Below are 12024 nucleotides of genomic sequence, written 5' to 3'. Positions count from 1 at the left end.
CTGCGCTCGGGTGATTTCAGTCCAGGCCATCTTGATCTCATCAGGTTATCGCAAACCCATGAATCATAACCCGCTGAAATCACTCAACTCATTTTCGGTCAGACACTAAGGCGCGAAGAGTGCGTTTTGCGGCGGTCTATACCATGCACGGGCCGCCTGTTCCCAGGTGTTCGAAACTGAGCAGGAAGAGGCATTTCATGCGTGAACACCGGGGTGACCGGATTTTTCCCAGACGGAATATTGTGGTGCTCCATGATCCGGAAGCACTTCGTGCCTGATGGATAATTTTTATTCCGTCAACAGACATGGAGCACTGAGAGCCGCCTTATGCTGCCTGCCCGGATCTGTTCATCTGCTCTGCCGGCAGCGGTCTGTCTGCGATTTCGATTTTCAGCATCCAACTGATTCCGTATGAAAATCAGCCAGTTTCAGAGAAGCCGGCGTGTCAGAGTAAGGAGAAATATGGTGATCCACAAACGCATTCGCACATTTAATACGAAGGAAACCTATCCGGAGCAGAATCTGGATAACGATCTTTGCCAGGCTGTCATCGCGGGCAACACGGTTTACCTGCGCGGTCAGGTTCCGCAGGACCTGGATACCCGGGAAAACGTTGCCTGTGGCGACCCTGTCGGACAGGCTGAGAAAGTCATGGAAAACATCATCCTTCTTCTGAAGGAAGCGGGCTCTGATTTATCTCATATATGCAAAGTTACCGTTTATCTGACTGATATTCGGCATCGGGAAGCGACGTATCGCGTGCTGGGCAAACACCTGAAAGGTGTCTTTCCGGTATTCACGGGCCTGGTCGTCGTGGCTCTGGCGAGGCCGGAATGGCTGATCGAAGTTGACGTGATCGCTGTGCTGCCGAAGTAACACTGTCCGGCTAATTTCGATGCACTATCATAATAAATTGATACTGCATCGAAATTGGTATAACAATGTATAGACACGCTGACGCGATCCGCGCCACCCCTGCCTGCCGGCATGTGGGAACGTCGCTGACAGACAGAACAGGCTGAAAGCATCACCATGAATCGCCAGCTCTCCCCGCTGAAACGTCGTTTGCTTCTCTCTTCCGCGATTTTGCTTTTCGGGAAGCCGGTGGTGGTGCTGGCTACCACGCAGACCGGGAGCGCTCAGAGTGCCTCACATTCACGGGCGGCGAGCCCGAAAGCACCCTACGTCCGGGGCGGCACTCCGGCAAAGGCGGCGGCTCCGCGGTCGATGAACAGCACAAGCCCGGGTGAGGCAGTCAGTGTCTCCGTGCGGCGTCATGCCGCGGGCGGCGGCCTGATCCGACATGAGACCTCGGCTAAATCCGTGAGCACCGTATCACACGAATATATCGCCAAGCAGTCACCGGCATCAAACGCTCTCGCTCTTGTTTCCCTGTCACCCGGGGCCAATGTGTCGATGGGCGATCCGTTCGGCGTCTCTGATCAGTCGAATATCAATGTCCGTGGTCTGAATCAGCAGGAGATCGGCTTTACCTTCGAGGGTGCGCCGATGAATGACCCTGATGACTATACGCCCAACTCTTCCGAGTGGGTGGATAGCGAAAACATGGAATCCATACAGCTTCAGCAGGGTGCGCCTGATATCGAAACGCCGACGACAACGTCTTCCGGCGGCACGATGGCGGTCAGGATGCGAAATCCGCTGGAAAAGCGAGGTGGCCAGGTTGATGTCAGTTATGGTTCACATCAGATGAACCGGCAGTATATCCGTTACGACACCGGCAGAATTGGCAATACCGGATTGCGGGGATTTGTATCTTTCTCGAACCTGACCAGTCGTGCCTGGCGTGGGCCGGGCCGTAATGACCGCCGCCATCTGGATTTCAAGTTCATCAAAGACTGGGGAGAGAATTATATATCGCTTTCCGGTTCTTATAATAACGAACATACTGCATGGTACAGCACGCCGTCTCTGTCCGAATGGAAAAAGTACGGACTCAACGGAAACCTGAATCTGGACGGAAAATATACTTTTGCAGACCCGAATTATTACAAAGGATTTGGGACAAGCTGGACCAGCTACTTTCTCAGTGCGCAATCACATTTTAAGCTGACACCCCGACTCACACTAAACGTAACGCCATATTATTACCACGGCACCGGCAATTATCCTCTCGGAGTCTATACGGTCCCGACCAGCGGGACTTACTACCAGGGCACATCTGCGGTTAACGGGCAACTGGCCGGGAACAATTACTCGCAGGACGGCAATGTTGCCGCTGTGTGGGACTGGATAGGTCGCGAAAGTTATACAGGCATCAACACGGCCATGCATTATAAAATCGGCCATCATGATTTTGTGGTTGGTGACTGGTATGGCTACACTGACATGAATGTTAACGAGCCTTTTTCCGCGTTGGACGGCGCAGGAAACGTCTCGAAGTCATGGTTGAAACTGACCGACGGGACGATGCTCAACGGCTGGAAATATCATACCATTACGCAGGTAAACGCATTGTATGTCGGTGACGAGATGCATTTCCTGCAGGATCGTCTGCACATCTCTGTTGGGTTCAAGGAAGTGATGTCCGCCCGCAACGGAACGCTGCAACAACCCGGTCCGCAATATAACGCAAATTACTATTCGGCTGAGCCTCTTCCTCGCATGTCGGCCAGCTATAAAGTCAACAAAAACATCATGGTCTTTGCCAATGTAAGCACAAGCTTCCGTCTGCCGATCGGATCAGCGTTTTATAACCAGTATAACAGTCCGTATGATGCTTCCCTTTACCAGACAGCGAACACAAAGCTTCGTGACGAGTACAGCATCTCGGAAGAAGTCGGCGCACGTTATAACGATGATCTGGTTACCGGCTCGGTCACGCTGTTCAATTACAATTTCGTGCACCATCAGATCAATGAATACATCAATGCCGTGCCTTACTTCCTCGATGCAGGCGGGATGACCTCGCGCGGTGCCGATGCGGAGCTTGGACTGCGTCCGTGGCATCATTTCTCACCATATTTTTCAGGTGAGTATCTGTATGCGACGACGGATAACAACATTACGATGGACGGCATCACATATAATACAAAAGGCAAGATCGCGACTTCGGCGCCACGCTGGATGGGCGCCGTCGGACTGCAGTATGATGATGGCCGGGTATTTGGAAGTGTGTCGATGCGCTATGTCGATAAGCAGTATGGCACTTTCATGAATGACGAGCATATAAAAGGCTATAAGCAGGTTGATATGATGCTCGGTGTTCGCGGCCCGGATATCGGATTCCTGAAAGCCCCGAGTATCCGGCTTAATATTATCAATCTGGCTGATCATCATTATCTGTCCGGCGTCTATAACACAGGAGCTACGGCGGGTACGGCGACTTACTACACAGCCCCCTCTTTCGCCTGTCTTGGAACATTCAGTACGGGGTTCTGATGCCTCTTAGCCCCTGCGTGGTTGCGTTGCTGAGCGATTATGTCATCTGAATTTCCGGCGGCTTTCGATTTCATTATCGTCGGTGCAGGATCGGCCGGGTGTGTTCTGGCCAATCGGCTCAGCGCTGATCCGCGTTATCAGGTTTGTCTGATCGAAACCGGCGGGAGTGACAACACTCCTCGCATTCATATCTCCGCCGGGACACTCACGCTCTACAAAAGCCGGAAACTTGCCTATCAGTTTCACTCTGCGCCGCAGGTGCATCTGGACGGGCGCTGTATGCATGTTCCGCGAGGAAAGGCGCTGGGCGGTTCAACGACAATGAACAGCATGATCTACATCCGGGGCGATCGATCGGATTATGATCGCTGGGCTTCTTCTGGCTGCGCCGGATGGGACTACGAATCTGTTCTTCCGGTGTTTCGCGACCTGGAGAACTGCCATCGGAAACATGATCCGTTCTACCACGGCTTTTCCGGAGAACTGGATGTTTCCGAACCGCGTGACGTCAATCCGGCGTCGCGTGCTTTCATCAGAGCCGGGGTGGAAACAGGCCTGCCGAAAAATAACGATTTTAACGGCCGGTCTCTGGAGGGGGTCGGCATCTACGATGTCACCCAGCGTGGCGGTCTGCGACTGAGTGCGTATCGTGCTTTTGTTCATCCGATACGTGATCGTCCGAACCTCCACATTCTTTCCGGGGTAAAAGCGCGGCAGATTGTGGTAGCGAATGGCCGGGCGCAGGCTGTTGTGACGGAGCGGGACGGAGCATTTCGCACATTTCGGGCCAGGCGCGAGATCGTGCTCAGCGCAGGCGCAATAGGATCACCGCAACTGTTGATGGCGTCGGGGATCGGCCGGGGAGATGACCTTGCGGCCGCAGGCGTGTCTCCCCTGCATGAACTGCGAGGGGTTGGTCGGAATCTGCAGGATCATCTTGACGGGCTTGTCACGCTACGATCACCGGACCCGCAGACGCTTGGGTTCTCGCGTCAGTCTGTCCGGTCGGTCCTTGGATCACCTTTCCGCTTTCTCATGCATCGGAAAGGCTGGCTGACAACAAATTACGCCGAGGCCGGCGGTTTTGCCCGGACCCGATATGCCGGAGCGGTACCCGACATTCAGTTCCACTTTGTGCCGGGATTTCGCAGTCCTCGTGGTCGTCTTTTCGAATGGGGACATGGGCTGGCAATTCATACCTGCGTGCTGCGCCCGGAAAGTCGCGGCACCCTGACCCTTTCCCGCGATGGCGCCCGCGAGCCCGTCATTGATTTCAATTTCTGCAGTGCGACACAGGACATGCAGGTCATGTGCGAGGGCATTAAATTTGCTCGTCGTATTCTCGTGGCACGCGCGTTTAACAGCAGCCGCGGGGCGGAGATTGCTCCTGGTCGCGATATCGTCAGCGATGAGAATATCATCGCATATCTGCGACGCAGCGCCGCCACTGTCTTTCATCCGGCGGGCACATGTCAGATGGGTACCGGCGGGGATGCGGTCGTGAATCCTCGCCTGAAAGTAAGAGGAATTGAGGGATTGCGGATTGTGGATACCTCGATCATGCCGACACTGATCAGTGGCAATACGAGCGCGCCGACCATGATGATCGGCGCGAAGGCAGCAGAGATGATACTTGAGGATGCACGCTTATAGGCGAGGCGTGCGCCTGCTTCATTCGTTTCCCGGAACGCCGTAGGACGGCGCCGACAGAGGATTTAGCCCGCGGGTTACGTAATCATGCATCTGCGGACGCCAGATTTCCCACAGTGATGCAAGCTTTTCAATCGGCTGATCATCCCAGTCGATCCGCAAATCTGTCAGAGGCCAGGCCTGTTCATCAACGACGAGCAGGCCCGCAGATTTTACCGGGCCAGCCTCTCCTCCGGCGTTCAGTCCGGCAGTCATCGCAATCAGAAGACGTTCTGCGAGTTCTTTCTTTTCGTCTGAGGTAAGAAAAGCATCCACGACTGCCTGCGGTACGCCCTCATGAGCGAGAAGATTGCCGGCTGAGGCTACATTTTTCCCTGTCACAGCCTTGTAGCATCCGAGCGTCTGTGCGCCGCACCAGACTGCTGCATCGCCGTCTTTATCCAGGATGGCCAGTTGCCTGAACTGGGGAAATGAGGCTGTCCGGACAAGAACATCCCGACATTCGACGGCCGTTGCTCCGCGGGCAAGGAGATCAAGTCCGGCAGGACCGAGCCTTGGGTCAGTCACATTCTGTGTTGCAACAACGCCGGTTCCGGCGCAGGCGAAGGCACAGCGGCTGGCAACGGCGGGTGACGAGGACGACACCGCGATCCCCAACTGTCCGGTTCTGATGCAGCGTGCAATGATAGAAAACGTCATATAGTGATTCTCCCGAGATTTTCGATCATGAGACCATGCCTTCTGTTCATAGCACGAACGATATAGAACCGCGCATAGCGCCGGAGAGACATCATGCGATTTACGCTGAGACAGATTGAATATTTTGTGGCAGCAGCGGATGCCGGATCAATCACGCTTGCGTCGCAGGTAATCAATATTTCTCAGCCTTCGATTTCAGCGGCTATTGCCCATCTCGAAGATATCTTCAGGCTTTCGCTTTTTCTCCGCCATCATGCTCAGGGCCTTTCACTTACGGATGATGGACGACGTTTTCTTGCTGAGGCGCGCATCCTCCTGTCTCAGGCTCAGAAACTCGACAGCACAGCCAGGACAATCGTCGAACAGATATCCGGCCCTCTTTCAGTCGGTTGCATGACGACGATATATCCGCTGCTTGTCCCATATCTTTTCCAGAAATTCAGCAACTGCTATCCTGCAGTCGAGCTGAATATCGTGCCCGGACATCATTCAGAACTGATTGAAAAACTTCGGCGAGGAGAAGTATCGGCCATACTCTGTTACGATCTGGACAGCCAGTTCGAGCTTGATTTCAAACCTCTGGCGACATTACCACCCTATGCTCTCGTCGCGGCTTCTCATCGCCTGGCGCGGAGACGGACTGTCTCTCTGGCCGAACTGTGTGAGCGGGACTCTCTGTTTCTGCTCGATCTGCCGATATCCCGCGATTATTTCCTCGATATGTTCCGCGAGACTGGCATTCAGCCCGAAATTGGGGGGCAATATCAGAATCTTGATGTTGTGCGCAGCCTGGTTGCGCGTGGTACGGGATTCAGTCTTCTGAACGTAAGACCCCGAAACAAGTCGGCACTGGATGGCCGGCCACTTTCCTACGTGCCACTGAAAGGCACGGGACGTTCGCTGATATATGGCACTGCTCGTCTTGCCGGCGTGCATCCTACTGCAAAGCTCTCAGCCTTTCTGGAGTTCTGCAATGAGTTGCTCGCGGGAAAACCACTTCCGGGGACAGATTAATTCAGGGAACTTATTTTTACTTATTATTGCCGGATTTTGACCTGCCGGTGCGATTTCAGGGTTCTGCCCTGAAGCCGGAAGGGACCAGGATGACCGGAATAGGACTGCGATATCCGCGGTTCCTCACAGAGTGATGACCGGCCCTCCATATTCATATTTTGTATCACTCTTCAAAAGGATGTAGGTGCGCTATGTTCTTTTCCGCATATTCAACGAATGTCCGGATGGTCAGTGAATTCTTGGCGGCTTCGGACATGAGAAGGCCAAGTCTCAGGGCGCGCAGATTACCCGCCAGCGATATGAATTTCAGCTTGCTTCCGTCGGGTGCCAGATCAGAAAGCGGGCGGACATTTGCGAGAGAGTAGCCAAATCCGTTGGCAACGAGCGACTTCATTACTGCGATATCACGGGTACGCTCGGCGATGACAGGGGTCACATTGTGATCTGAGAAAAGAGAAAGGAAATAATTCGAACTCATGGGAAGATCCAGCAGGACCATTGGATAATCCGCCAGATCCGGCACAGACACACTCTTACGATCCGCTAACGGGTGCGCTTCACCCACCAGAACAAAAGGGGGCAGATCAACGATAGGAATAAAATCCAGATCGGATGGGATATTCAGATCATAGGTCAGCGCTATGTCTGTTTTCGCGCCACGCAAAGCATCGAATAACCCCTGCTGATCATGTTCGAACTGATGGAAGACCACTTCCGGATAGGCATCAACAAAACCGCGTCGTAATCGCGGCAGGATAATCTGAGCAAATGTTAACAGACAGCCTACATTAAGCGGTCCACGAACACTGCCGGTAATTTCATTTGAAACCTCACTCAGCAACCGCACTCTGGCAAGGATTTCCCTCGCCCCGTCAAGAAAGCGCATCCCCCCTTGTGTCAGAGACAGGCCATGTGCGTGTCGCCGTATGAACAGCTGGATTCCGAAACTGAATTCCAGCTGCCCTATTGCTGAAGAAATTGATGGTGACGATACATTGAGTTTTTCTGCAGCACCCGCAACTGAGCCGCTTTCTCCTACCGCGACAAAATACTCAAGTTGCCTGAGGGTTACGCGCAATGACATGCTGTGGCCCCACACACTTTATCGTCATCCTTCACTGTATTGCGATAATGTCACATCGCATTTCAGTATCTGATCCGGACAATCTTCAGTGCGGAATATTTATCAAAAGTATGCAGTGAAAAATCTTCACCGGGACCAGACTGTTTCATCATCCCAGATGATGTCATTGGCGAGAGTGCGTCAACCATATTAACAGGGACAGCGCCTGCGTGAAGAAGTCTCTCAGATAGTCCGGGAGCCTTTCGGCAGCGCGGGTCCATACGGGGACAGCAGGGCCATCCATTCGCTACTGTTACTGTCTTGTGGTCACTTCTGAAAATCCGACTGTCGAAAACAGGACCAGAAAATTCCTCTCGTGCTTAAAATGTCCGATCCTGATTTGCCCGCTCCCGGCAACAGGCCGCACTGTTCTGAGGCCGTCAGTAATAAAGTTCCCGATGTGTGCGGCATGCGTCAGGACACCCGTTTCTGCTGGCGGGTTTGGAGGATTTCAAGGCGCCATGGCTTTTAAATCTGTGGGGAGCGCCAAGGCTCTGCCCAGGCGCCCGGCAAAGGTCGCGAACCTTTGTAAACCGTTGTGTTTAACAGATTCGGGTGCAGGGGGCGTCTTGCACTGCACGCCTTCGCGTGACAGTTCCTGCCGGGCCCGGCATTGATTGCGCGGGTTCCGGCCAGACCTTGCTTACAGCTGCGCTGGTGAATCGCCTGCAGGACGATATACCAGATAGCTGCGTTGCCGGGTTATATGGTCTGCCACATACTTTGCATCCTGCCAGACTCCCCAGATAAAGGAGGAGCCTCGCCGAGTCTGCCAAGGAAGGCCGAGAAAATACACCCCCGGCTCAGAAGACACGCCTCGCTCATGCCGCGGCCTGCCGTTTTCATCCAGCGCATCCACTTTCAGCCAGCTATAATCGGCACCAAAGCCGGTTGCCCATATAACGGTCCGGATATTTGCTTTCTTCAGATCAAGAGACCGGATCGGGCTTTTAACGCACTCCGGATCTGGCAGAATATGGTGCGCTTCCGGTTCTTCCGGCAGATCCAGACCATTTCGTGCAATATAAGTATCGGCTTCTCCCAGCATGGAGAGATAACTGGCGTCGCCCTTGATCAGATTTTCAGCCAGATCCGGTGCGAAATTCAGAACGCCATCATGAAATGATTCGGTTCTGCCCAGAAGAGTGATGCCTTTTTCAGCAAATTTTCGAAAGTCGATGGTATGGCCACCATCAGCACCGCTAACGGCGATCGTGATATGTTCGGCGCCGGGCGTGGCTTCAGCATCCCACTTATTCAGAACACCGAGCCACCAGACAAAGTCACGCCCGCGATAGCTGCGAGCCGGCCTGTCATGCGGTCCGACGGACAGAAAGACCGACCTTCCGGCGTGCTGCAGTTCTTCTGCAATCTGCGAACCGGATGCCCCGGACCCGACAACCAGAACCGCGCCCTCGGGAATACCGGACGGATTTTTGTAGTCGGCCGAATGTATTTGCGTGATGCCGGCAGTATCCGGCACGACCGGAGGGATGATCGGGCTCTGAAACGGCCCGGTTGCAGCCACGACATAATCAGCTTCGATCACACCGCCCGATGTTTCAACCCTGAAACCGGCATGGTCGTTGTTACGCGTAACTTCACTGACTTCCACGCCGCATCGCACGGGCGCTCCGGTTTGCCGTGCATAGGCTTCCATGTAATCGGCGATGCCGTCTTTAGGAACAAAACCGTCCGGGCTAGTCCCGGAAAACTCAAGGCCAGGAAAACGATCATGCCAGGCAGGTCCGTTTGCAACCAGAGAATCCCAGCGGCAGCTTCGCCACCGTTCGGCAATCCGGTCCCGCTCCAGAACAATATGTGGCACGCCGGATGCTGTCAGATGGCTACTCATGGCAACACCCGCCTGACCGGCACCGACCACGAGCACTTCTGTCTTTTCAACCGGCATTACAGAAACCCTTTTCTGGTATACATGTTATCAAATCTGTCGCCATGCATCATACTTGGGAGGCAGGTGAGGTATTTCGCTGTCACTTTAAGGGGTATGTGGCGACTCTGTTTTGATAAAGAAATTACTTCATTCCTCGTGGTTAGGCTGCCTCTAACCCGACATAAGGACCAGAGTTACACGGGCACCGGAGCAGGCACCCCTATCTGCCCGCATCCGGGTTCAGAAAATCCGCCTCATTTACGCCAGGCAGTTCAGAATTTATCCGGATCATACTGTCGTGCAAAAGTGGTTTTAAGATTTCCACTTTCATGTCACGCCTGCCTTACAGCAGACCCTCCACAACACGTGACACAAACTGTACACCGGCAGCCAGCTCTGTATCCAGAATGAATTCGTCAGCTTTGTGCGCCCGGTCAATGGATCCGGGGCCGCAGATGACAACCGGAATATCCAGATACTCGCTGAACAAGCCGCCTTCCGTTCCAAAACCGATCCGGCCTGTCGCGTTGTCGCCGGTTATCTGCATGATATTCCGGAGAAACGTTATGTTATCAGGTGCATGCAGCCCCGGATAACTGTTCACCACTTCAACCTCGACCCGCGCATGTTCAATGCTGTCACAGAGCCGTGCTGCTTCCTGCCTCAGCCGATCCAGCCAGGACTCAGGGTCAACCCCCGGTAAAAAGCGCATCTCGAACCCCAGTTCGCAGTAATCCGGGACAATATTGAGTGCTGTGCCGCCCTGGATCAGGCCCACCTGCATTGTGCTGTAAGGAACTTCATACGCATCATCCTGCACGCCTTTCTCAAGAAGTTCCTGTTGCAGGGCGCGGATGCTCCCGATAACGTCGGCAGCCAGAAGAATGGCGTTACAGCCACGGTCAGGGTTAGCGGAATGTGCGGCCAGTCCGCGACATATCACTCTGGCTGCCAGTTTACCCTTATGTCCCGAGACGACATGCAAACCGGTGGGCTCTCCGATAATACTGCCACGCGCGCGAAACTTTCGTGTGGCCAGTTCTTTCAGCAGCGATCGTACGCCCACGCAGCCTATTTCCTCATCACAGGAGACAACCAGATGCAGGGGTGCTTTCAGATCGGGTAGCGCGGCGGCGGTGCGGGCTGCAACAAGCATGCAGGCCAGAAAGCCCTTCATATCGCTGGTGCCGCGACCGTACAGACGATTGTCATGCTTCGTCAAATGAAAGGGGTCTGTGGTCCATGGCTGTCCTTCGACGGGCACCACGTCACTGTGGGCTGAAAGGATGACGCCATCCGGTGTTTCCGGCCCGATACTGGCCAGCAGATTAAAGCGCCCCGTATGAGCGCCCGGGACGCGTTCACACCGCGCACCAAGTGCAAGGAGAAACGATTCAACCCAGTCGATCAGCGCTTCGTTACTTCTTTCACAGATCGTTGGAAACGCGATCAGATGCCCCAGAATATCCTCAACCATCATATCATATTCCGCACTCATGGAATCTCCAAAAATCAGATCTGCAGAGTGTCAGTTCTGCAGAAAATACCTCTGCGAACAGTGGGTGTCAGCTACAGTCAACTGATCTGACCTGTCAGGCAAGCCGACGCGCACTTCTCACAGAGTGCAATCAGACAGAATGGTTTGCAAAGGTCCGCGACCTTTGCCGGATCCGGGCAGCGGCCGGCTTCCGTTCCATTAAAGAAGGCCAGTCGCCGTAACCGCGCTATCAGCGCTGTTTCCACACACAACTGGCCATACTGCCCAACAAGTTCTCCGCGCATCTGTCGGATCGACAATCAGGATTCCCGTGCGCAGTATGAGCTGAATGACAGCCGATGGGAGACGATCGCGCCTTTCCCCCTTGGTAAAGCGCGTGATCCGAAGCGGTTCGGATAAGCATGAGTTCGTGAAGGGCACCCATGATTCAGGATTTCATGAATGGTGGGGCATCTGTTGAAGAGACGCTGGAACTATGAGCGTGTGCACTTCGGGCAGCAAAGGAGCGGATCGTTCCGGCGTTTACGCAGAAGCGTGTTGCGGCTTCTGCGTGTGCCTTCCTTGATGTCCTGATTGGCAATGAACCGCGCAAGACGGGGTGGATGCGTGCGGAAGCCGAAGGGGCGTTGCCTGGGCTCAGGACTCATTTTTTGAGATAGAAGATGAAGCTTGCGGCGATATGGATTGCGGACATGAAGGTGTGGGCGCATCTGTCATATCGGGTTGCGACCCGTCGCAGTCTTT

8 protein-coding genes and 2 pseudogenes are annotated in these 12024 nt (G+C 54.1%); 5 read left to right on the top strand and 5 right to left on the bottom strand.

Annotation, left to right across the window (positions count from 1 at the left end; genetic code table 11):
• Positions 1 to 465: 465 nt before the first annotated feature.
• The 3 genes from GOB90_RS17920 (at position 466) to GOB90_RS17910 (ending at position 5055) form a co-directional block, all read left to right on the top strand.
• Positions 466 to 876 carry a RidA family protein gene (locus tag GOB90_RS17920; protein ID WP_173572194.1) on the top strand — a complete coding sequence of 137 codons (411 nt, stop codon included), beginning with the start codon at positions 466 to 468 and terminating at the stop codon, positions 874 to 876.
• Between the two features lie 156 nt (positions 877 to 1032).
• The gene (locus tag GOB90_RS17915; RefSeq protein ID WP_146892783.1) at positions 1033 to 3402 is read left to right on the top strand and encodes a TonB-dependent receptor; all 2370 of its coding nucleotides are present in this window, start codon (positions 1033 to 1035) and stop codon (positions 3400 to 3402) included.
• Between the two features lie 39 nt (positions 3403 to 3441).
• The gene (locus GOB90_RS17910; protein ID WP_146892785.1) at positions 3442 to 5055 is read left to right on the top strand and encodes a GMC family oxidoreductase; all 1614 of its coding nucleotides are present in this window, start codon (positions 3442 to 3444) and stop codon (positions 5053 to 5055) included.
• A gap of 18 nt (positions 5056 to 5073) precedes the next feature.
• Here the strand turns inward: GOB90_RS17910 and GOB90_RS17905 are convergent, their stop codons facing one another.
• Positions 5074 to 5751 carry a DUF1028 domain-containing protein gene (locus tag GOB90_RS17905; protein ID WP_146892787.1) on the bottom strand — a complete coding sequence of 226 codons (678 nt, stop codon included), beginning with the start codon at positions 5749 to 5751 and terminating at the stop codon, positions 5074 to 5076.
• A gap of 93 nt (positions 5752 to 5844) precedes the next feature.
• Between GOB90_RS17905 and GOB90_RS17900 the strand changes: the two genes are divergently transcribed.
• Positions 5845 to 6765 (top strand): LysR family transcriptional regulator, encoded by a 921-nt coding sequence (locus GOB90_RS17900; RefSeq protein ID WP_146892790.1) that lies wholly within the window; start codon positions 5845 to 5847, stop codon positions 6763 to 6765.
• Between the two features lie 163 nt (positions 6766 to 6928).
• On the opposite strand, the gene GOB90_RS17895 is transcribed toward GOB90_RS17900, so the two are convergent.
• The 3 genes from GOB90_RS17895 to argE all read right to left on the bottom strand — a co-directional run bounded on the left by GOB90_RS17895 (position 6929) and on the right by argE (position 11280).
• Positions 6929 to 7849, bottom strand: coding sequence for a LysR family transcriptional regulator (locus GOB90_RS17895; protein WP_146892797.1), 921 nt, complete (start codon positions 7847 to 7849; stop codon positions 6929 to 6931).
• A gap of 682 nt (positions 7850 to 8531) precedes the next feature.
• The gene (locus GOB90_RS17890; protein WP_146892792.1) at positions 8532 to 9800 is read right to left on the bottom strand and encodes a flavin-containing monooxygenase; all 1269 of its coding nucleotides are present in this window, start codon (positions 9798 to 9800) and stop codon (positions 8532 to 8534) included.
• A gap of 325 nt (positions 9801 to 10125) precedes the next feature.
• Entirely contained in the window at positions 10126 to 11280 is a 1155-nt protein-coding gene (argE, locus tag GOB90_RS17885; protein WP_146892794.1) for an acetylornithine deacetylase, read from the bottom strand.
• Between the two features lie 422 nt (positions 11281 to 11702).
• Here argE and GOB90_RS17880 point away from each other — a divergent pair.
• A pseudogene (locus tag GOB90_RS17880) lies at positions 11703 to 11903 on the top strand (IS701 family transposase); the annotation flags it as partial.
• 20 nt (positions 11904 to 11923) lie between these two features.
• Here GOB90_RS17880 and GOB90_RS17875 read toward each other — a convergent pair.
• Positions 11924 to 12024: pseudogene (locus GOB90_RS17875) on the bottom strand (IS5/IS1182 family transposase); the annotation flags it as partial.

The sequence above is a fragment of the Acetobacter oeni genome, from assembly GCF_011516825.1.
Classification (GTDB): Bacteria; Pseudomonadota; Alphaproteobacteria; order Acetobacterales; family Acetobacteraceae; genus Acetobacter; species Acetobacter oeni.
This window is presented reverse-complemented; position numbering and strand designations above follow the sequence as displayed.